General features: G+C 37.0%; 15 protein-coding genes. 5 read left to right on the top strand and 10 right to left on the bottom strand.

The window, feature by feature from the left end:
- Nucleotides 1–4: 4 nt before the first annotated feature.
- The 8 genes from C1X07_RS08660 to C1X07_RS08695 all read right to left on the bottom strand — a co-directional run bounded on the left by C1X07_RS08660 (nucleotide 5) and on the right by C1X07_RS08695 (nucleotide 6,912).
- Nucleotides 5–892 carry a sterol desaturase family protein gene (locus C1X07_RS08660; RefSeq protein WP_103069576.1) on the bottom strand — a complete coding sequence of 296 codons (888 nt, stop codon included), beginning with the start codon at nucleotides 890–892 and terminating at the stop codon, nucleotides 5–7.
- Nucleotides 893–1,065: 173 nt separating this feature from the next.
- Nucleotides 1,066–2,181 carry an inorganic phosphate transporter gene (locus C1X07_RS08665; protein ID WP_103069577.1) on the bottom strand — a complete coding sequence of 372 codons (1,116 nt, stop codon included), beginning with the start codon at nucleotides 2,179–2,181 and terminating at the stop codon, nucleotides 1,066–1,068.
- Between the two features lie 195 nt (nucleotides 2,182–2,376).
- Nucleotides 2,377–3,345, bottom strand: coding sequence for an arsenosugar biosynthesis arsenite methyltransferase ArsM (arsM, locus tag C1X07_RS08670; protein ID WP_103069578.1), 969 nt, complete (start codon nucleotides 3,343–3,345; stop codon nucleotides 2,377–2,379).
- A gap of 97 nt (nucleotides 3,346–3,442) precedes the next feature.
- Entirely contained in the window at nucleotides 3,443–4,255 is an 813-nt protein-coding gene (locus C1X07_RS08675) for a purine-nucleoside phosphorylase (protein WP_103069579.1), read from the bottom strand.
- A 10-nt stretch (nucleotides 4,256–4,265) separates the two neighbouring features.
- On the bottom strand, nucleotides 4,266–4,871 hold the full coding sequence (locus C1X07_RS08680; RefSeq protein ID WP_103069580.1) for a TIGR04282 family arsenosugar biosynthesis glycosyltransferase: 606 nt from the start codon (nucleotides 4,869–4,871) through the stop codon (nucleotides 4,266–4,268).
- On the bottom strand, nucleotides 4,868–5,365 hold the full coding sequence (locus C1X07_RS08685) for a rhodanese-like domain-containing protein (RefSeq protein ID WP_103069581.1): 498 nt from the start codon (nucleotides 5,363–5,365) through the stop codon (nucleotides 4,868–4,870). The genes C1X07_RS08680 and C1X07_RS08685 overlap by 4 nt, the downstream gene beginning before the upstream one ends.
- Before the next feature lie 14 nt (nucleotides 5,366–5,379).
- Complete coding sequence (arsS, locus tag C1X07_RS08690) at nucleotides 5,380–6,447, bottom strand: arsenosugar biosynthesis radical SAM (seleno)protein ArsS (RefSeq protein ID WP_103069582.1); 1,068 nt, start codon at nucleotides 6,445–6,447, stop codon at nucleotides 5,380–5,382.
- A 129-nt stretch (nucleotides 6,448–6,576) separates the two neighbouring features.
- Nucleotides 6,577–6,912, bottom strand: a complete 336-nt coding sequence (locus tag C1X07_RS08695) for an arsenosugar biosynthesis-associated peroxidase-like protein (protein WP_025742421.1) — start codon at nucleotides 6,910–6,912, stop codon at nucleotides 6,577–6,579.
- Nucleotides 6,913–7,173: 261 nt separating this feature from the next.
- Here C1X07_RS08695 and C1X07_RS08700 point away from each other — a divergent pair, with 261 nt between their 5' ends.
- Together C1X07_RS08700 and glpK are read left to right on the top strand one after the other, a co-directional pair.
- On the top strand, nucleotides 7,174–8,211 hold the full coding sequence (locus tag C1X07_RS08700; protein WP_103069583.1) for a LacI family DNA-binding transcriptional regulator: 1,038 nt from the start codon (nucleotides 7,174–7,176) through the stop codon (nucleotides 8,209–8,211).
- Between the two features lie 168 nt (nucleotides 8,212–8,379).
- On the top strand, nucleotides 8,380–11,559 hold the full coding sequence (glpK, locus tag C1X07_RS08705; protein WP_103069584.1) for a glycerol kinase GlpK: 3,180 nt from the start codon (nucleotides 8,380–8,382) through the stop codon (nucleotides 11,557–11,559).
- Nucleotides 11,560–12,092: 533 nt separating this feature from the next.
- On the opposite strand, the gene C1X07_RS08710 is transcribed toward glpK, so the two are convergent.
- Both C1X07_RS08710 and C1X07_RS24765 read right to left on the bottom strand, forming a co-directional pair.
- The gene (locus C1X07_RS08710) at nucleotides 12,093–12,962 is read right to left on the bottom strand and encodes a phosphatase PAP2 family protein (protein WP_241507216.1); all 870 of its coding nucleotides are present in this window, start codon (nucleotides 12,960–12,962) and stop codon (nucleotides 12,093–12,095) included.
- A 492-nt stretch (nucleotides 12,963–13,454) separates the two neighbouring features.
- Nucleotides 13,455–13,802 carry a hypothetical protein gene (locus C1X07_RS24765; RefSeq protein WP_164914123.1) on the bottom strand — a complete coding sequence of 116 codons (348 nt, stop codon included), beginning with the start codon at nucleotides 13,800–13,802 and terminating at the stop codon, nucleotides 13,455–13,457.
- A 113-nt stretch (nucleotides 13,803–13,915) separates the two neighbouring features.
- Here C1X07_RS24765 and C1X07_RS08715 point away from each other — a divergent pair, with 113 nt between their 5' ends.
- The 3 genes from C1X07_RS08715 to C1X07_RS08725 form a co-directional block, all read left to right on the top strand.
- A complete protein-coding gene (locus tag C1X07_RS08715; protein ID WP_103069585.1) occupies nucleotides 13,916–14,560 on the top strand; it encodes a hypothetical protein in 645 nt (214 codons plus the stop codon).
- A gap of 884 nt (nucleotides 14,561–15,444) precedes the next feature.
- Nucleotides 15,445–19,326, top strand: coding sequence for an RHS repeat domain-containing protein (locus C1X07_RS08720; RefSeq protein WP_103069586.1), 3,882 nt, complete (start codon nucleotides 15,445–15,447; stop codon nucleotides 19,324–19,326).
- 45 nt (nucleotides 19,327–19,371) lie between these two features.
- Nucleotides 19,372–23,065: DUF6443 domain-containing protein (locus C1X07_RS08725; protein WP_241507217.1), on the top strand; the 3,694-nt coding region annotated here is incomplete at its 3' end.

Raw genomic sequence — 23,065 nt, forward strand, 5'->3', positions numbered from 1 at the left:
AATACTATTTTTTTAATTTAATAGGGTATATCTCCTGTTGGATAAAATCCTTGGGGAAATATTCATCACCTTCAAAACCGAGCTCGATATCTTTTCCATCTTTTGGTATGTGATTGGTCTTAAAGATATAATCCCAGATACTTAAAGTAATACCAAAATTTACGCCATACTTTACATGTGGGGGTAAATTTCTAGCATGATGCCAAATATGCATTTTGGGATTGTTGAATATATATTTTAATAGTCCATAATCCCAGCCTAGATTAGCATGATTAAGATGTCCAATAGTCAACGCAAAGAAATGTACAATTGCTACATCTTGTGCATCAAACCCTCCAATAATGGCGATGGGGAGATAAAGCAATGATTTATATATCACGGGCTCCATCCAATGGTATCTTAAGTGAGCAGAAAACCCCATCTCTTTTACAGAATGATGTACCTTATGAAAGTTCCATAAAAAAGGAATACGATGGAGTAAACGATGCGTATTCCATTGTGTAAAATCACTTACAAGAAAGAAAATTAACAATCCTAGTGCCTTTGGGAGAAGATCGATATCAAAAAGTTGAATATCCGAAAGGTTTAGCCCAATAATCTTTAAAGTGTCATTTAGAAAAGCCTCAGTAGTATTAGAGAGGGCAATTAAAACAATTAGATTTAGTAAAAAGAAGTTAAAAAACATATAAAAAGCATCCAACCAGAAATCTCTACGAAATCGAGCTTGGTTTTTTCTCCATGGTATTAGAATTTCTAATATCCATACCACAAGAGAGACAATAATTAGTCCATAAAAATAGTTGTCCCAATTGCTTTGAAATAAAATCTCATTCTTAAGGTAGTTCCAATACCCCAAGTACGAGTTTTTTATAATTTCGATGTACTTTTCCACAAAAGTAAAAATAAGAATAACAATAAGATTATAGTTTATAACTACTATTTTTCTCTTTTTAAAGTCAAGAGTTTAACTTTATTTTTTGTTATCCAATTTACAAAAGTATAGAATTTAACTTTTTGTAAGAAAATGGCTTTATACGGTCTTCAATATGAAAGAAATGATTGTAATCATACAATATTTTCAAGAAGTTTAAATAATAACCCACTTGCAATAGCTGCTGTGGGTAGTGTAAGTACCCATGATAGTAGTATTTTGGAAATCATCTTAGGATCTGCCTTTTTGGTTACAGATCCTATACCAAAAATAGAACCTACAGACACATGAGTTGTAGAAACGGGTAATCCATGAATACTAGCTGTTGTAACTAATAATCCTGTTATCATATTTGCGGTGAACCCTTGTCCAGAATTCATAGGTGTAATTTTTTTACTCATAATAACACCTACCTTTTTTGCATTAATGAGTCCTCCCAAAGCCATTGTTATTGCAACGGCAATCATCCCCCATTTAATATCCAGGGTGTTAATAATTAATAATAGACCTACAATTTTTGGAGTATCATTAAGCCCTCGTGCAAAACTAACAATCCCAGCACTTAAGTAATGTAGACTATCTAATATTTTTTGTGCATTAATACCTAGTAATTTTCCATTATAGGTTTCTACGGCAGTATGACTTACAGAGGTAGTCGTTTTGGTAGCGGTTATTGAAGTCATATCGTGAGCCGAAACGGCTAATGTCTCGAGATCTTGTTTTTTGTCAATATAGATACCACTGTTTTTTGTGATATTTAATTTTTTCCTGACATACCTAAAAATAATGTATAAAAGCAAACTTAATACTGCAGCCATTAATGGGCTTACGATGAGAGGCATTAAAAATGTTTTGCCAAGCTTAGCATAGTTGAATTCATTTCCAATAGCCATTATTCCTGCTCCAAAAAGAGCACCTACAAGACTATGTGTTGTTGATATTGGCATTCCTATTTTTGTGGCAATGAATACTGTAAATGCTGCCCCTAATGCAATAGAAATAGCAAAAACGGGCATCTGTATTAACTCATCAGGAACCAATCCTTTTCCCGAAAAATTTTTAACCAATTCCTCTGCTAAAAAAATAGCGGCAATAGAACCTGAGAATGTAGTTATTGTAGCCCAATTTATTGCCTTTTTATAGCTAGTGGTTCCGCTTCCGAATAGGGTGGCAACACCTTTAAAATTATCATTTGCACCATTACTATATGCTAAAAAACAAGCGGCAATAAAAAGAATAATTAATATCATCTATATTAGGTTTTAGTATTATTTGTCGATAATCTGACGAGTTGTATAAAGCTACCTTACATAATTTGTGAAGTAATACCATTTACACTTTGATTTTTTTCACGGTAAATTCAAAGTGTAACCGGAATAAAGTAAAAAAAGAAATCAAAGGTATGTTTTTGCTTTTGATTTCTTAAATATATGGTAGTCTTAGTTTTAGCAGCATCCACCTCCATCATAATGGTAGGTAGATTCACTAATAAATATATCATTTCGTCCTAAACCGGCTAAAGCTCCGGCAGTTTTATCACATATCGCTATAGGTTGGTTTTTAAGTAAAACATGCCCTTTTTTATCATCAAAATAATCTTCATCTCCAAAATATATAGCTGCTTTTCCAGTAAATACACAAGGACCATCTTCTGGCATTGGATCTTTAATAGCCGCTACTTCTATAGATTCGATATAAATAAGTTCATCTGTGTTATAGTGCTTTGGATCCAGAATTCGGTAAGGTTTGCGTGCTCTAATCTCTATGGTGCCAAATCCTACATCGGTTAATGCTTTTACATATTCTGCAATAGGTAAACTTCCGCTCAAGCATAGTGCTCTTAATCGCTCATCGTTACGTAATGAATCATTCATAGGTTGTTCGCAAGTAGGATCACTCATTACTAATCTCCCATGTGGTTTTAGCACACGGTACATTTCTTCAATTGCTTTTTTAAGATCATCTGCTTTAAAAATATTAAATAAACAGTTTTGAGCAGCAACATCGATACTATTATCTTCTACCGGAAGGTTAAGCGCATCTCCATGTCTTAAATCAACAAACTCACTTTTAAACCAGTCGTTTTGAGCTTCGGCTTCGATAAAATTTTTGCGAGAAGCTTCTAGCATTTCATTTACTACATCAATTCCAATAACACCACCTTTTTGACGAGAAAAATAGGAGAATTGTAATAATTCCATTCCACCACCAACACCAACATATAGTGTTTTAGGAGAGTTTGTTAAATCACGTGCGTTTACAGTGCTACCACACCCATAATTCATTTCTTGCATGATTTTAGGGATCTTTAGTCCGGGTAGTTCCCAAATTGGGTTGGTAGTGCAGCATAATCCTATATCTGGTGTTAATGCTGCTTCTTTATAAACGTCGTGTGTAGTATTTAAATAACTCATATATCAATTTTTGTTTCTCCTAATTAGAAAAGGAATATAGCTTATTTTGGGTTGTAATTGCTTTTGTCGAAAAGGATGGGTAAAACTTTCATCTGGCTTATAATGATTTAATAAGTTCTTTGAATAGTAATATCATCTTGGGTTCTGCTTTTCCTGCCATTGCAATAATCTCATCAATGTTGATTGGTTTTAAATTATCAGGATCGCATTCATCGGTCAAAACAGATACTGCTCCTACAGGAAGGTCTAAATGATTAGCTACAATTACTTCGGGCACAGTGCTCATTCCTACTGCGTCCGCTCCAATAATTTTGAGGTAACGATATTCTGCTCTGGTTTCGAGTTGTGGTCCGACAACAGAGGCATACACTCCTTTATGAAGATCAATGTCATGATCTTTGGCAATAGATTGGAGCTTGGCATTAATATCAGGATTGTAAGGGGCACTCATATCTGTAAAACGACTTCCTAACTGCTCTACACCTTTAAAGGCCAGAGGAGATCCTCCTTGCAAGTTGATATGATCATCGATAAGCATTAATTCTCCTTTTTTGAAATTGAGATTAATAGCTCCAGAGGCATTAGAAACCAGTAAGGTTTTGATTCCTAGTTTATGCATTATACGAACAGGGTAGGTTACATCCTGAAGGGTGTACCCTTCATATAGATGAAAACGACCTTGCATAACCATAACATTTTTACCCTCTAATTTTCCATAAATTAATTTTCCTTTATGAAACTCTACAGTAGCCGTTGGGAAATTTGGAATATGATTGTAGCTTACCTCTTTAATAATTTCAATTTCATTAATTAATCTTCCTAGACCAGTTCCTAGAATAATTCCTATTTCAGGGTTTTCAAAACCTTTTTCCCGAAGGAATTCTGTTGTCTCTTCGATGTATTTGATCATAATAATTTTGTTAGCTTATAAATTTCTGGAAAACGGCAATGTCTTTAATATCTTCATAGTAATCAACATCATTGCGTTCTTCCAGTAATTTTAGGTTGTTGTCTTTAATATTTTTTAATGTGTCTTGAAGAACAGTATCTGTTCCCCAGGTTTTATTTTTAAAAACTTGTGAATTTAAGGATTTCATTCCAAATAAGTAATACCCTCCATCTTCGGCAGGACCAATTACATATTCATGGGATTCTAATGCTAGAAATGCATTTTCGATGTCTTTTTGACTCAAATCATACATATCACTGCCTATGATAATTATATTTTGATATCCATTCGCAAATCCTGTTGCAAAAGCATGCTCCATACGTTGCCCTAAATCATCACCGACTTGTTGTTTTTTATCATAAATTTCGGGATTCCAGAAATCATTTTCTCTCACTTTTACAGAATAATGTACTTCTTTATCTACGGTAAGATTTTTGGTGATTCCTACTGTGTGTTGTAATAGAAACTTATAAATATCTAAAGCTGCCGTATCCCCAATAGTTGCGGCTAATCGTGTTTTGCATTTTCCCAATTCCGGGTTTCGGGTAAAGATTAGAAGTAAATTTTTGTCTTTCAATTCGAGTAGATTTTTGTTCCTTTAAGCAACCATTTTCCCCATTCTTCAGAATAGGCATGTACTTCATTTGTTAGTTTACCATTAGAGTTTAATACAGGATAACCTTTGTTTTTCCATTCAAAAATACCTCCATACAAATTATAAACATTCTTATATCCGGCTTTCTGTAGCTTTTCTGAGATATCTTCTGATCTAATTCCCAAACTACAATAAACAACTATATGGGTGTTCTTTGATAAGTGTTGCTGTGTTATTGATGCTATTTTAAAATGATCATAACCTACATGGATAGCATTTTTTAAATGGCTAATGTTATACTCTTTTTCTTCTCTAGCATCCAATACCACAACTGTATCCTGAACGATTTTTAATGCCGAAACTGAAATATAAGGAATACTTTTGTTATTGTATTGATCCAGTAATTCATCCAGTGAATTCTGAGCCCTGGTAAATATTGATAAGAATAGTAGTGTTGAAATTGTAAAATAGTGCATAGGACTGAATGGTATTATGCTACAGTTCCTTGACAACTACTTCCTGCTCCTGCAGTACACCCATAGCAGTGTTGCGAGATAATAATATTTCTATTCTGAAGTAATTCTTCATTATACTCACTTATATGTTTCACTTTACTAGCTACTTTAAGACCGAGCATCTGGTTGAAATCACAGTCATATAACCACCCATCCCAACTTACAGAAATAGTATTAGTGCACATTACATTTGCTACTGCCGATGGATTATATGCATCGACCAAAGCATACATATAGTCTTCATAGTTTTCTGAGGCAATTAAGTAATCCAGAAACCTACTAATGGGTAAATTAGTAATCGCAAATAGGTTATGAAATTGAATTCCAAAATCTTCTAATAGTGCTTTTTTAAAATCTTTTTCCATCGATGCTTGATCTCCCGGTAAAAATGCCCCAGAAGGATTATAAACCAAATCCAATCGAAGGTTGTTTCCGGGCATACCATACCCTCTATCATTTAATTCCTGAAGCGCTTTTATAGATTTGTCAAAAACACCATTACCTCTTTGTTTATCGGTTTTTCCTCTGGTCCAATGTGGCATCGATGATACTACATGTACATTGTGTTGTTTAAAAAAATCTGGAAGATCGTAGTATTTTTTATTAGCTCTAATAATGGTTAGATTACTACGTACAATAAAATCTTTAATCCCTGCTTTACTGGCTTCTTCTACAAACCATCTAAAATTTGGGTTCATTTCGGGTGCTCCACCTGTTAAATCAAGAGTATGAGCTCCCGTTTTTTTGATAACCTCTAGGCATTGCTGCATGGTTTCTTTGGTCATAATCTCCTTACGATCAGGACCTGCATCAACATGGCAATGTTCACAGACCTGATTACACATATATCCAACATTGATTTGTAGGATTTCCAGTTTTTTAGGACGCAAAGGAGAATGACCGATTTCTGCAATTTTATCGGCAAACTTAGGAAGCTCACCATTAGCAAAAATTCCATTACTTAAAATCTCTAACTGCCTATTGGCATTTGCAAGCTGATCATTGCGTTTATGTAAAGATTGTTTTTTTTTGGCTTCTGTCATCTTCTATTCTTGGGTTATACTTCTTTGGGGCTGATGTAATTTGAGTGAGTAATTTCTGTTTTTATTGATTTTGTCTGTCCTGAGAGGGATGGTAGATAATCATTGATAGAAAGGAAACTCATGATTAACTTACATCGAGAGTTTTTCATATTTATTCATCATTTGTACACCATGTACTAATGTAGCTCCACTTTCTATAGCAGCACCAGCATGTACAGCCTCCATCATTTCTTCCTTTGTTATACCTCGCTGTAATCCATCTTTGGTGTATGCATCAATACAATAAGGGCATTTTACTACATGAGAAACGGCAAGAGCTATTAATGATTTTTCGCGTGCACTCAATGCCCCTTCTTCAAAAACTTTTCCGTAGTAGTCAAAGAATTTAGTGCCTAATTCTTCACTCCATTCTGTGATTTTTCCAAATTTTCTTAAGTCAGCTGGGTCATAATATGTTTTTGACATATAGTTTTTGTTTTGATTACAGACATGACATCTGTCGTGATTATTATATTAATACTTACAATAAAATTATTTTATTTCTAGATACAAAAGAATAGGTAAGATAAAAAATGCTAATTAATAAAGAAGTCGATTTTTTAACAAAAAAATCGGAATAATACTACAAACTGATCGACATATTAATACTACATTAAGAAAAAAGCTTAATTTAGGCGCCGAAGTTCTACAGTTCTTCCTATTAAATATGATGTATAAATTGAAACTATGAGGAAAAAAGTAACCCTTAAACAACTTGCCAGAGAATTAAATCTTTCTATTTCTACAGTTTCAAAATCATTAAAGAACGATCCAGAAATTAGTCAAAAGACCATTATTAGAGTGCATGAACTTGCTGATTTTTATAATTATAAACCAAATGCACTGGCAGTAAGTTTAAAAAGTAATAAAACAAAAACAATAGGAATCATACTACCAGAAATACTGAATCATTTTTTTGCAAAGGTTCTGTATGGTATCGAACAAGAAGCCTCAGAAAAAGGATATAAGATTGTGACTTGCATTACAAATGAATCTTATAAGAAAGAGGTAGAATATGTAGAGATGTTAAACTATAGTAGCGTTGATGGTTTTATTGTATCTCTAAGTCAGGAAACGCAGGTGCTTAACAAATTTGAACATTTTAAAGAACTAAAAAGAGACAATGTTCCTATTGTAATGTTTGATAGAGTAACAGAAGAGATAGAATGCGATAAGGTGATTGTAGATGATAAACAAGCATCAAAAACAGCGGTGCAATATCTAATCGATACAGGTTGTAAAAAGATAGCGGTGATTACAACAATTGGGGATCTAAGTGTGGCAAAACTACGTTTAGAAGGAGCAAGAGAAGCTATTGGTGCTAATGATCAGGCTTCCTTAATAGAATTGTTAGTCAAAGACTCTATAATAGACCTGGCAGTGAAGAACTCTAATAACAATGAACAAGAGATAGAGCAATTTCTTAAAGATAATGATATTGATGCGGTTCTGGGATTAGATGAAACAGCCGCGGCAATCACAATAAATATGTCAAATAAGTTAGGATATAAAATCCCTGAAGATATTTCGGTTATTGGATTTACAGATGGTTTATTGTCTAAACATTCATATCCAAAACTTACAACCGTATCCCAGCATGCCGAGAATTTGGGAGCAAGAGCTGCTCAAATTCTAGTTGATCAATTAGATAATTTTGTTGAGAACTATAAAACAAAAACAGAGGTTGTCAAAACATCTTTGATCCTTAGAGATTCTACTCATTAAAACAATTTCATTTTTGTAATAAATGACACTATTATAATACAGGATATCTTGTGTGATTATCTTTTTTGAACTATATTATTGGTTTAACCCTAATACATAATCTAGGGTTATCGTTTTTCTATAAACACCACTTCAAAAAGAAAAAGGATTACAGACAAATATTCAAATATGGTAAAAAAGTATATCATTTCATTTGATCAGGGAACAACGAGTACAAGGGCTATTATTTTTAATAATTTGGGAGAGATTTGCGGGATTTCTCAAAAAGAATTAACTCAGTATTACCCAAAATCAGGATGGGTAGAGCATGACCCTATTGAGATTTTTAACCATCAGGAAGAAGTATTTAGTGATGTTATTGAAAAATCCAATGTTTCTATCGAAGAAATAGCAGGGATTGGGATTACAAATCAGCGAGAGACTACTGTGGTTTGGGATAAAAATACCGGTAAACCTATTTACAATGCAATTGTTTGGTTGGATAAAAGAACGACCAAAATATGTGAAAACTTAAAAGCGCAGGGATTAAGCGAATATGTGTCTAAAAATACAGGATTAGTAATTGATTCTTATTTTTCTGGAACCAAGTTAAAATGGATATTAGATAATGTTGAAGGCGCCAGAGACAAAGCTCTAAAAGGAGATTTGTTATTCGGAACCATAGATACCTGGTTAATTTGGAAGTTTACAAAAGGCAAATATCACCTCACAGATCATACTAATGCTTCAAGAACAATGCTATATAACATCATTAACTTGGATTGGGATGAAACATTATTATCTGCCATGGATATTCCAAAATCCATTTTGCCAAAGGTTCAATACTCATCATCAGATTTTGGAAGCATAGAATATAAGGGACAAAGAGTCCCTATTTATGGAGTTGCCGGAGATCAGCAGGCATCATTGTTTGGACAAGGAGGATACAAAACCGGAATTGCCAAAAACACCTATGGGACAGGTTGTTTTATGCTACTTAATACAGGTAAAAAACCGTATGAATCCCAAAATGGATTAGTAACAACCTTATGCTGCAGTCTTCCCGATACACCTATAAAATATGCATTAGAAGGCAGTATTTTTGTAGGAGGAGCCTCTGTGCAATGGTTACGAGATAAACTCAACATAATTGATAATGTAGCAGAAACTGAAGCCATCTGTACATCTACAATTTCTACAAATGATCTGTATGTAGTTCCTGCCTTTGCGGGATTAGGAGCGCCACACTGGGATATGCAAGCCAAAGGAGCAATATATGGTCTTACGTTGGACTCTGGCAAAAATGAAATCATTAAAGCTACTATAGAAGCCATAGCCTACCAAACGCGCGATGTGCTCGAAGCTATGGTAGAAGATAGTAAAAAACAGATGAAAGAGCTCAAGGTCGATGGGGGAGCATCTGCCAATGATTACCTTATGCAGTTTCAATCTGATATTCTTAATGTAGATGTAGACCGCCCAAAGATGGTAGAAGTAACCGCAATGGGGGTTGCATTTTTGGCTGGGATCAAAGCAGGAATCTGGACCAAGAAAGATATTCCAAAAATAAGAACTGTAGATAAGGTATTTGTGCCCGAAATCACCGAACATGAGAGAAGTCGAAAGTATATGGGCTGGCAACAAGCTGTAGAACGTACCAAAACAGTACATACCAATATGCTTGCGGTAAAAGAAGAAGGACCTATTCGATTTTCGGTCTTAGATCGTAAAGCGCAGTTGCGCAATGCCAAAAATAAAAAATATGACCTTGTTGTAATCGGAGGAGGAGTTACGGGAGCAGGAATAGCCTTGGATGCAGCATCACGAGGGTTAAAAGTATGTTTGGTTGAGAAAAATGATTTTGCCTCGGGAACCAGCAATAAATCCACAAAACTTATCCATGGAGGACTCAGGTATCTAAAACAGATGGAAATCGGTTTGGTAAAAGAATCAGGCAGTGAACGAGCAATGGTTCATAAAATAGCTCCACATTTGGTAGTTCCCGAAAAAATGTTACTCCCCCTTATTGAGGGAGGTACCTATGGTAAAATAATGGCATCAATTGGGCTTAAAGTATATGATTTCCTGGCTAATGTTGAAGGAGACGACAAACGAAAAATACTAAGTACCCAGGAAACATTAGACAAAGAACCCCTGCTTAGTAAAGAAGGACTTACAGGAGGAGGGTATTATGCAGAATATAGAACTGATGATGCTCGACTTACTATAGAATTATTGAAGAAAGCAGCTTCTTTTGGTGCTAATAGCATTAACTATTGCGAGATGACCTCTTTTAATTATGATGAAAATGACAAAATTAGGAGCTTACAATGCATAGACCATAATACAAAAGAAAGTTTTACCATTAGATCCAGAAATTTTGTTTCGGCAGCAGGACCGTGGGTAGATCTGTTGAGAGAAAAAGATCACTCTATGAATAATAAGCACCTGCACCTTACAAAAGGAGTACATCTTGTATTTTCTAGAGAACGATTTCCACTTACTCAATCTATTTATTTTGATGTACCAGACGGAAGAATGATTTTTGCTATCCCCAGAGGAAGAGCAACCTATGTAGGAACAACAGATACAGATTACAGCGCTAATCTAAATAGAGTAGTTGCCACTCAGGAAGATGCAGCATATCTACTAAATGCAGTAAATCATATGTTTGCCGATTTAAAACTTACACAAGATGATATTGAGTCTAATTGGGCTGGACTAAGACCGTTGATTCATGAAGATGGTAAAGATCCTTCAGAATTGTCTAGAAAGGATGAGATATTTGTGTCAAAAACAGGATTGATCTCTATAGCCGGCGGAAAACTAACGGGGTATCGCAAAATGGCACAAAGGGTAATTGATACTGTGCTTAAAACCATGAGCGATAAACGAAGAAATAAATTTTCTAAATCGTATACCGAAAAAATAGCATTAACCAGCGAACCATTAAAAGATACAGAAGAAGTAAATGCATATTTGAATCAGGTTGCACAACAACTTAAAGAATTAAAAATAGAAGATCCTTATTATGGATGGTATCTGGTGTCGACTTATGGAAAACAAGCAGATATTATTATTGATAAAGTGAGTTATTTTGCAAATGATGAAGTGATCGATCGATTAATTAGAGCCGAACTTTGGTATAGTGTTCACTATGAGATGACCAATGGTCTGGCGGATTTTTTTGTAAGAAGAACAGGTAGGCTTTATTTTGATATCAATAGCATACATCAATATAGAAAACTAGTTCAGGAAGACCTTATTAAATATCTAAACTGGGATGAAACTCGACTCGAAGCAGAAAACAAATACCTAGATCTACTACTACAAGATGCAGCTACCTATTACCAAAAAGAATTTGATTAAAACAAGATGTATTAGAACTTCTACAGACTACTATTGATGTACCCCCCAACATCCGACTCCCGACCTCGGACCCCGGACTTCCCTCTTCGGACTTCAAACTCCCGACCTCTGTCTTCAAACACCCAAAAGACTAAAGCCGAAGTACTACAGTCATAAATCTTGTGTACTTCGGCTTTGAGATCAATAGTTATTGTTAGGGGTAATTTAAACGAAAACTAATATGTAATTGCTACTTTATAGAGATGAGTAAAAGCTCATATCTCTGTTTTGTATTGATGACAATGTATTTACTTAAACCATGTGATAAAAGTATAGCAAACACAGCACTATGATGAGAAGAATTAGATCAATGCAAAATTTTTATCGACCAATTGAATGTATTGTATAGACGAATGGGAAACTACTGCAAAATAAGGTAAAACTTTAACCACACACCCAACATCCGACTCCCGACCTCGGACTTCCGTCTTCAGACTTCAAACTTCATCATTCGATATTAATTACCTTAAACTAAGCAACATTGATAATCCGGGTTAAAATCGACCTACTACTCCTATTCGTCCGGCCCCCAAGGTAAGATTCCATTTTATTTTGTCCTTTTTATTATAGGCGTAGCGTTCATTTTTCTTCAAATAGTTATCTATTCCATCTACCATGATTATACTAATCGCAATACCAAGAGTTACATCGGTAAGCCAATGTGCCCCTTCCCACAAACGAGAAACAGGCGAAATTAGTCCAACGGCATAAATACCTCCTTTTATAAATGGGTTCTTGAATTGTTTTCCAATGGCATACGCTGTTGTAAATGAAAGAATGGTGTGTCCCGAAGGAAAAGAATGATAACCAGCCTCACTAGAATAAAACCGAAAACTTAAATTCCCCTCATCCATAGTAGGTCGCGCACGACCAACTAATGTTTTACTAACCGTCTGGAATAGCCCTCCGGCGGTAGCCGAAGCAATCAAGAGAACTCCTGTTTTTCTGATTTTTTCATTTTTTGTTATGAGCCCTAATGCATACACGCTGGTTGTTAATCCATAGTTGACCAGAGGTTTTCCAAAGCGAAAACCAACTTCTTTTATTCCATCGGGAATATCTTCTGCCTGATCTCTGAAATAATCATCAGCAGGCTCATCCAGCGCCAATAAAGCGGTAGTCCCTGCTATAATCCCCCCAAAAGTAGCCCAATCTTTTTCTTTCCACCTAAAAGGTTGTGTATATGTATGTTTTACTCCACCATATATCGACAATCCATCATATTTGATCATTTGCCATGTTGTAGGCTTTTTAGGAAGATCTTTTGTGTGTAAAGAATCTTGCTCGCTTTGAGGGTTTTGAGCATAGCTGGCAAAAGCCATAAAAACAAGTAAGGCGCAGGTAAGTAGGTTCTTAGGGTACATCTTTATAAAACTTTGGTAGGCAAAAATAACAACTTATTGATGATAAACCATCAACCAGGTAGATATAATATCACTTCACACAATATTACATTCAATCTAAACAAGATTGCTATAAACTATGGTTCTTACTATTTCATGCATCCTTCGACCTTTGTCTTCAAACACCCAAAACACTAAAGCCGAAGTACTACAGTCATAAATCTTGTGTACTTCGGCTTTGAGCTTGATAGTTATTGTTAGGGGTAATTTAAACGAAAACTAATATGTAATTGCTACTTTATAGAGATGAGTAAAAGCTCATATCTCTGTTTTGTATTGATGACAATGTATTTACTTAAACCATGTGATAAAAGTATAGCAAACACAGCACTATAATGAGAAGAATTAGGTCAATGTAAAATTTTTGTTGACCAGTTGAATATATTGTATAGACGAATGGAAAACCGCGGCAAAATAAGGTAAAGTTTTAGCCATATGCCTCCCACCAAGCCCTCAAGGACATATGTCCGACTTCAGACATCGGTCATCGGACTTCAAGCTTCCGTCTTCGATCCTCAACTTAAAACTCTCAAAACTCCCGACAACAGTAGTGCAATAAGCATCTACAGCGCTGCAAGACACACTTACATCATTACAATAAGCATCTACAGTACTGCAAGACACACTTACATCGCTGCAAGAGGCATCTACAGTACTGCAAGACACACTTACATCGCTGCAAGAGGCATCTACAGTGCTGCAAGACACATTTACATCGCTGCAAGAGGTATCTACAGTACTGCAAGGCATAGTTACATGACTGCAAGAATTATTTACACTAAAAAATGATTGATTATTCAAAAAAATCAACAATCACGGGTAACATAATCTCAACTCATTACATATACATATACCAATTTATATTCGAATAGGTGTTAACACACGAATTATTAATCACTTAAAAACCAATTTTTATGGATCAAAGACAGATCAATCGATTAGAGATGTACCAGGCTGTACAAACATTTATGGACACCAACACCAATATCTGGAACGGTGTGCCTGTATTAGTTACTTTTAAAAATGAGTTTGACGAATTATTGCTTCAAATTGGAGATAGTAAAGAAGGACAAGAAGCCTCCAGAGTTTTTCTAGGTGCTAATAAAACTACTCAAAAGCGTTTTGTTTCAGAAAAAGGGGATATTCTTAATGATGCCCTAGAAGCCTACGCAGCGATAGAAGGTAATGCGGTATTAGAGCAAAAGGCTGCAAAATCATTTTCTGACCTATATCGATTACGCAATCAGGATTTTGTAACGGTAATAACCGAGACTATTGCACTATTGGATCAAAATGTAGCTCCACTTGGGGATTATGGAGTGACAGAGGATCAGGTTACCGATCTCAAAACCAGTTTTGATAGCTTTTTGGTGCTTAACGGCGAGCCACGGCAATATCGTATTGCCCAAAAACAAGCAACCACTGACCTGTCAGACCTTTTTGATCAAACTACCACTTTGCTTACCAGTAAGTTAGACAAGGTTATGAAACGTTTTAAGCGAACCAACACTACTTTTTATAACGGTTATCTGGCAGCAAGAATTATTGTAGGAGATTGATGTCCATATTCACAAAACAATGCAAAAAGAGACTGTCTAAAAAGTATTTTTTTGTCAAACAGAGCTTGCTGAAGTTCTTAGATTATTGATAATCAATTAGTCTTGGACAAGCTCAGACTGACAATTGGGTACTATATACTTTTTAGATAGCCTCTTTTTAATAACAAAAGCTAAATGAAAAACGGTCAACATTGTTTAGGGATAGGCACATAGTTTTCAGACATCCAGTACCAGGCTTCGGTCTCCGGACTTCAGACTTCCGTCTTCAAGCTTCTGTCTTCGGACTTCCGACACCCGACTTCAAACCCTCAACATCAAACTCTCTTCAAAAAAAACAATAATCAAGGGTAACAAAATCACAACTCAGTACATATATAGATACCTATTTATATTCAAATTGGGAATAACACATAGGTTATTAATAACGAAAACTAAATGAAAAACGATCAGCATTATTTAGGGATAGACAACAACCAGGCTTCCGTCATCGGTCATCGGTCTTCAAGCTTCGGACACCGGACTTCGATCTTCGGGCATCAAAAAAAACAAAAAAAATCCCCAATTCCGAAAAATGAAACTGGCTACGCTTAATATTGCATCAGGAAAACTTTAAAACATAGTATAATGGAAACAAAAAAGGAATACAAAAACATGATACATACACTGATTTACAAAAGGATAGAGCCTATAAAGACATAATTACTTCGGGTTTTTTTGCTCGACACACATTTACGATTGCCAAAAGTCATACATCTGATCAAGGCATGCATTAAAAAACAATTAATACAACAACAAATATGAAATGAGCCATAACAATTCTTGATACCAGCCGAGATGATTACTGGCGAATTCCATTTGACCTCTAAAACAATAAAAACTAACATATGAAATATCCATTTTTACGTTATTTATGTGTATGTATTGGAGTATTACTATTTCAATACACCACTGCTCAGCAGGATTATTATGGGGGATATACCCCTGCCGCCACTGCTGCGCCTGCTGCTGCCAAAACCGCCAAAGCCAGTAGCGCCACTGTAGATCTTACTACAGGAGCCGCACAATATGCAGTACCTATCTATACCATTAGCCAAAATGGGGTTAGTTGGGGAGTAGGACTGCAGTATCGATATACGGGTCTTAAGGTATTAGAACAACCTTCTCATATCGGTCTGGGGTGGAGCCTTGCTGCTACCGGGATGGTCTCCAGAGAAGTACGAGGGCTACCCGATGATCACCCAAAAGGATACTACGGCTCAGAAAACATACGCCAGACCATTCTGGATCCGTATTATAATTTTGATCCTAATAACAGCCCACAGACCAATGGCAAAAAAGTGATGAAAGAGCATGATGCCTATCGCCTGGCCAACGGACTTATCGATGGAGAGCCAGACTTGTTTCATGTAAGTGTAGGTAGGCTTAATTTTTCGTTTAAACTGGGGTTAAACGGACAACCCGTTTTGATGTCTCATCATAATGTAAAAGTAAGCTTCAACTGGAATAGCATTGAGGTGATCGACTCTGAAGGAGTCACCTATGTCTTTGCAGCAAAAGAGGTGTTTTTACCTAAACATGAAACCGGTGGGCTTTTCATTCCTCATCCGGATGCTAAATTCTCATATGCTCGAAGCTGGTATCTTACAGCAATCCAGCCAAAGAATACTAACCAACAAATCACCTTTGAATATCAAAATCACTTGCAGAAGATAAAAACTTTTGTTCCAAAAATCTATTCACAAAAAGGAAGGCAATCGGAATTTTTGTACAACTTAAGTTCTGGAGTTCCTGTTGCAGATGGAGAAACAGACACACATGCAGATCCATATATCTATAGCCATATACGATTGGATGTAGATGTAACCGTACCGGTTTTAAAGAAGATCAACTTTGCAGAGGGGACATTGCATTTTAATACCCAGGCTGTAGCTGGAGGAGCGTTTTATCAATATGCCAATATCCAGCTCAAGGATTTTAATAACAAACTGATCCATACCTATGACTGGACAACCACAGGAAAAAGAAAACTCCTAACCCAGATCAGAAGGGATAGCGAGTTTACTTTTGGTTTTGCATATCACCATCAAAACGATGCGAATATGATGCCCGATTTTGAATATAATAAAGAAGAGGTGACCTCCAGAATGGATAAATGGGGATACTACAAAGGATCAAAAAGCCAGAGTAATCAGATAACTTCGGGAGCATCGGATGCTTCTAGTTTTGAGAGTACCGTTACTGGAGCGCTAAAAACCATAACCTATAAGACAGGAGGGGCAACATATATTAACTACGAATCCAATACCACCAATACCAATAGCAGTTATGGCGGGATACGAGTACATACGGTGCAAAACTGCCCCGAGGATACCCAGCAATGTACCGAAAAACGATACGACTATATCGATGACTCATTAGCATCAAGTGGTAGAGATATCTCCTGGGACGGAAACCCAAAAAACAAAAGTATATTCTATAGCCAGGTGAGTATGTATAACCGATATATGGATGGAGATACAGAAGTAAAAAACGGAAAAACCGTGTATACCTTTGAAGACCCTAATGTCTTTAGATACCCATCTCCTCCCGTTTCTGGTAATCATAACAAACCTCCTACAGGGCAGGTAGAAGGGGGTGTACCCATAAAATCGGTACATACTTATAAAACCAATACCGATGTATTTCCTTATGTAGATCAACTGATCTCTGAGCAAACTTATGAGTATGAAAAAGTACCAGCACAAGTAGACGGGTATGGTAAATCGCTAAACCCTAACTACCCATACGGAATCAGAGTACAGCCCACCACAGGGATAAAAAGAGAATGGCATATTGATCAACGGGCACGTTTATTTGCAGAAAGTAGCCATCCGCAGATTCCTGGCAGTGTTCTTAACTTATATATTGCTCCTTTTGCATCACACTACGTCAATGGTACACAAGCTGAATTTGAAACGTATTGCAACACTTTAATGAGCCAGGTAGGTATTAGTGTGAACTCTGGTCAATGGCTTAATCTACAGGAATATATTCATGGAGTAGGTACAGGAGCTAGTGGAGAAAATAAACACTATAAAATCACTGCCTATAAAGAAACCAATGTACTGCCCAGACAAAAAAGGGTACGAGGTAAAACCTATTCTGATACTAATCCCAGTGATTTTTCAGAAAGCATGCAAGAGTTTACCTATGACACCTACAATCAGGTAGTATCTCAAGAACAGCAAGACTCTAAAGGGGTAACCAAAAAAGCAACATACTATTACCCCTATCACCCGCAGGTAAATAATACCAGGCTTATAACCGATCATCGTATTGCCTCTCCTGTAAAAACAGAAACTTTTACCGGCACCAAAAAGCAGAGTACAGCGGTAGTAAACTTTGCCATCTGGAATGCGGGCTACTACCTACCTGCTAATCTACAGGCAGCCAAAGAGAATACCCCTCTAACAGAGCAAACCATTTATCATAAATATGATGATAAGGGTAATCCTCTGGAGGTATCACAAGGCAAAAGCCCACATGCGGTATACATCTGGGGATATCATGATGTATATCCTATCGCCAAGATCGGTAATGCTACCTATGATCAGGTCGTATCTTATGTTGCAGATTTAAAGGCAAAATCTAATGCAGACATCGATCACACTCTGGATTATACTGGTACCGAGGGAGCCCTACGACAAGCACTGGATGCCCTACGACAGGCGCTACCCAATGCCGTAGTAACTACCTATACCTATGATCCCCTGATCGGGATGACCAGTACTACAGATCCCAGAGGGTATACCATCTATTATGAATACGACAGCAAAGGGCGTTTGATACAAAATAGAGATGCTGATAAAAATATTCTCGAAAAGATATATTATGACTATGCCGATACAGAAAATTCTCTTGGTTATGCTCCTCTTGAAGCTTCAATCACGACGTTTCCAACACTTGGGATCACTACAGAACCTGTTAACTTTAACGCATCTGTACAAGGAGGGTCTCCTAATCATACCTATAAATGGGAGTTCGAAGCACCAAATGGTACCATTACAACGGTAAACCAGCTAGCGTTTCCTTTCACGTTTAATCAAAGCCATGTTGGAGAGGTAACCGTTCGTTTTAAAGCTACCGATAATGTAACGGGTATCACCAAAAGTGTAACCAGAAAGGTCACTGTATATGCTGCATATAATGTAGATATTCAGTTTGCATCACCGGTTAAAGTAAACACCAATGCCACCTTTACAGCAATTTCTGAAGGGGGATCAGGTAACTATAGCTATAGCTGGAGTATAAATAGAACCAATTCTCCTTTTCTGTCTACCCAAAAATCATTTAATGTGAAATTGGGATATGATTTTTATGGTACAAACAGATGGGTAACCTGTGATGTTACAGATAATGTAACCGGGCGTACGTTTCATCTTGTAAAACCGCTAACGGTTAATCAAGCTACAGTAAGTCAAAGCTGGAGCTCTGTATTCTCTGATATCAATAGTTCGTATCATAATCAGAGGTTTAAAGTACACCCTAGCTCGGGATCAGGACAATATACATACAAATGGAAAGGTAGTGATGGTCGTGAGTGGAGTGGAGATACCTTTAGTGTATATTTAGATAAATGTAGAGAATCCAAAAGTATAGAATGTACCGTAACCGATAAGATTACGGGAGCCAAACATACCAAAAGAATGGATTTCTATTTCTTCCCTTCGCGATGTAATAACGTTGACCCTATTGATCCGGGAGGTCCTGGAGATCACCCGCATTAAAAACAAAACATATTCAATAGTGTACAACATATTAAAAAACATAACATGCAAAAATTATATATATATATCTGCTGCTTATTTTTTATAGCACCCTGCTCCGGGATATTTGCGCAGCAAATACACCGTAGTAATGAGAATCACGTGCTCAAAGTATCAGCCCAGCAAGAGTTTAAAACAGTAACTCAATTTGAAAATGCTCCTTTGGATCAAAAGGTAGCTAGTATTACATATTATGATGGATTGGGGAGACCCAAACAAAGTATTGCCATAGGCGCTAGCCCGGTATTATCTTCGGCAACCAATCAACTACAGATGGATTGGACTGCAGGAACAGGAGGAACATCTTTTTTTAACCAGAATGGGCAAACCTCAGAAAATCAAAGAGAAATAGGGGGTGATCCTACAGGAGCACAGTCCTTATTATGGAAATGTGGTAATGATCCCCAAAACGATGGTGATGGCGGTTGGAATACCGATTATTTTGATATTGATAATACCGTAGGATATCGCTATAGCGTTTGGGTAAAACGAACTGGATCTCAAGATGGAGAAACCTATCATGGTACCCAAAATGTTACAGATCTTAATGGTGGAGTGCATGATAATCCATACTTCTGGTATGGGGATCTGCCACAACTAAATACATGGTATCTAATCGTTGGAGTGATCCATCCACACAACTATACTGGTGGTGATCAGGGTATCAGTGGGGTATATGACACCAATGGCAATCGAGTACTGGATGGTAGAGAGTTTAAATGGAACAGTACCAAAACCAACTCCAGATTTAGAAGTTATCTCTATTACAGTACCAATACCAGTGTACGACAATACTTCTGGAATCCTATGGTACAAAAGCTTGATGGTAGCCAAAGTAAAATAGCAGATCTTAATCAGCAAGAAACACCAAGACATGGGGATATCATCGCCCATACCGAGTATGACGGATTAGGAAGACAATCAAAACAATACCTCCCTTTTACCAAAAACGGAGAACTGGGGAGTTATAGAAAAGTAGATACCAATAAGGATATCAATACCTATTACCTTACTGCTTATGCCGATGATTTCGCTGGGATAACCAATCCTGAGCAGGTCAATGCATATGCCGAAACAATTCATGAGCAATCTCCTCTTGGTCGAACCAAAGAGGTCGCTGCACCAGGTGCCGCATGGAAATATATAGAAGGGGATCTACAATACGAAAACCCTGTGTATACCTATTTTCCTACAACGGTGAGTTATGATAAATTCTGGGAAGCGCAGGATATCTTTTATATCGAAGGAGAAAACAACCTGCCAAGTCAGTATCAAAATGGAGATCTTTTATTAAACAATTACGTTAATTTTAAAATTGAAAATGGAACCCTTACGGTAGGTGTTCACACCACAGCTCCCAACGGAGGTACGCATAAGTTGCCTTTGGGTAAACTAAGACATATCCCTATCTCACACGAGATCAAAAATATTGATTTGGGAGTGCTTAAAGATGCAGATGGTAATTTTACCGACTATAGATTGGGGATTCAGGATAATTACCTGACCATTACCCCTACAAGAAGCAATCCAAGACCGGTCTCCAAAGGGATACACCAGATGTTTAATAATAAGATCACTTATGATCTTACACAGATACAATATGTAACCTATCAAAATGTATATCGCAGCAAACCCGATAGCCATACTGTAAAATCTGAGCACGACCTTAATAATGCTACAGACGTACTGCGCTTTGATGTAGTGATGGTGGGTGGAGATAGCAAAAACCCTTCGTTGGTGGCTAATGGGCACTATGCCGCCGGGCAACTGACCAAAAGCATTGTAAAAAATGAAAACTGGAAAGCTGCCGATGGTACTAACAATACTGTCGTATCCTTTACCGATAAAAATGGTCGTGTAGTACTAAGCAAAGCATATAATGGGGCGCAAGAGCTGGATACCTATAACGTATATGACGATTTTGGTAATCTTACCTATGTCATCCCACCAAAAGTAACTCCTGGCGATGGGATCTCGACTATAGAAATGGAAGAGCTTATGTATCAGTACCGATACGATGAGCGTAACCGATTGATCGAAAAGAAAACCCCAGGTATGGGATGGGAGTATATTGTATACAACCAATTTGATCAGCCTGTAATGACACAGGATGCTGGCTTAAGAAAAGAAAACTCGGGTAAACCCTGGGATCAGTGGTTGTTTATCAAATATGATACCTATGGCAGGGTGGCCTATACCGGGGTAGCACTAAATGGTAGTACCCGAAAAGTATTACAAAACAGAGTAAACTCTGATACCTATCAGCTCTATGAATCCAAAAGTGCAACCCCGATTACTATTGGAGGAACTACGGTATATTATACCAAAGCAGCATACCCGACAAGCATGTATAAAATACATACCATCAATTACTATGATGACTATGTTTTTGATATCCCTGCAGGACTTGCTAATCCTGGTACAGTATATGGAGTGCCAATAACGAGCAATACCAAAACGCTACCCACGGGGAGCAAAGTGCGTATACTGGATACCAATGACTGGATTACCACGGTAACCTATTATGATAAAAAAGCAAGAGCGGTATATGCGGCGAGTAAAAATGACTATCTTAGCACAACCGATATTGTTGAAACCGAAATTGACTTTGTAGGAAAAGTGATCCAAAGCAAAACCACACATACCAAAGGCAGTAATACCCCTATAGTAACCATAGATAGTTTTACCTATGATCATCAGGGGAGAGTACTGACTCAAACCCAAAAGATCAACGGGCAAACCCCGGTAGTCATCGCTGCAAATCGCTATGATAAAATGGGGCAGGTAACAGCCGTAGAAGTAGGTGGTGGACTACAGACTGTAGATTACAAATACAATATCAGAGGGTGGTTAAAAACCATTAATAATGGTACTACCGATAATGGAGATTTATTTGGATATGCCATTAATTATATGACTCCGACCGAAAATCTTGGTGCTACAGGAGTATATAATGGTAATATCAGTGAGATCACCTGGCAAACTGCCAGTGATCATACCAAACGTGGGTATGGATATCAGTATGATGCCCTAAACAGGCTTACCACTGCTACCAGTACTGATGGCAGGTATACCCTCTCTGGCATTACCTATGATAAGATGGGTAATATCATGACACTAAACAGGCAGGGGCATACCAATGCGGCAGCAACCACATTTGGAGCCATGGATCATCTGACATATACCTATAATGAAGGGAACAAACTGCTAAAGGTTACCGATACCGCTCATAAAACCTATGGTTTTAAAGATGGTACCAATACTGGTAATGACTATGAGTATGACTATAATGGTAGTATGACGATAGATCGTAACAAAGGGATCACCAATATCACTTATAACCATATGGATCTACCGCTGGAAATCACCTTTGATAACAGTAGTAGCAAAAAGATCAATTATGTATATGATGCAACGGGTAGCAAGCTAAAAAAGACGGTTACCGATGGATTAAATACTACTGTAACAGAATATGCCGGTGGGGCACAATATAAAAACGGTACACTAGAGTTTATACCACATGCCGGGGGGTATATAGAGCCTTCTGCAACCGGATTTAAGTATACCTATCAGTACACAGACCATTTAGGTAACGTTCGACTCTCCTATACAGACCGCGACAATAGTGGGACGATCACCAATGACGAGATTGTAGAGGAGAATAACTACTATCCCTTCGGACTACAACAAAAAGGATACA

Source organism: Aquimarina sediminis (genome assembly GCF_002895435.1).
Classification (GTDB): domain Bacteria; phylum Bacteroidota; class Bacteroidia; order Flavobacteriales; family Flavobacteriaceae; genus Aquimarina; species Aquimarina sediminis.

Bases quoted from the DNA above. Each gene is read 5' to 3' on its own strand.
- C1X07_RS08695 (WP_025742421.1), bottom strand. From the start codon at position 6,912: ATGTCAAAAACATATTATGACCCAGCTGACTTAAGAAAATTTGGAAAA.
- arsM (WP_103069578.1), bottom strand. From the start codon at position 3,345: ATGAGTTATTTAAATACTACACACGACGTTTATAAAGAAGCAGCATTA.
- C1X07_RS08720 (WP_103069586.1), top strand. From the start codon at position 15,445: ATGAAATATCCATTTTTACGTTATTTATGTGTATGTATTGGAGTATTA.
- C1X07_RS08700 (WP_103069583.1), top strand. From the start codon at position 7,174: ATGAGGAAAAAAGTAACCCTTAAACAACTTGCCAGAGAATTAAATCTT.
- C1X07_RS08675 (WP_103069579.1), bottom strand. From the start codon at position 4,255: ATGATCAAATACATCGAAGAGACAACAGAATTCCTTCGGGAAAAAGGT.
- arsS (WP_103069582.1), bottom strand. From the start codon at position 6,447: ATGACAGAAGCCAAAAAAAAACAATCTTTACATAAACGCAATGATCAG.
- glpK (WP_103069584.1), top strand. From the start codon at position 8,380: ATGGTAAAAAAGTATATCATTTCATTTGATCAGGGAACAACGAGTACA.
- C1X07_RS08710 (WP_241507216.1), bottom strand. From the start codon at position 12,962: ATGTACCCTAAGAACCTACTTACCTGCGCCTTACTTGTTTTTATGGCT.
- C1X07_RS08685 (WP_103069581.1), bottom strand. From the start codon at position 5,365: ATGCACTATTTTACAATTTCAACACTACTATTCTTATCAATATTTACC.
- C1X07_RS08665 (WP_103069577.1), bottom strand. From the start codon at position 2,181: ATGATATTAATTATTCTTTTTATTGCCGCTTGTTTTTTAGCATATAGT.
- C1X07_RS08715 (WP_103069585.1), top strand. From the start codon at position 13,916: ATGGATCAAAGACAGATCAATCGATTAGAGATGTACCAGGCTGTACAA.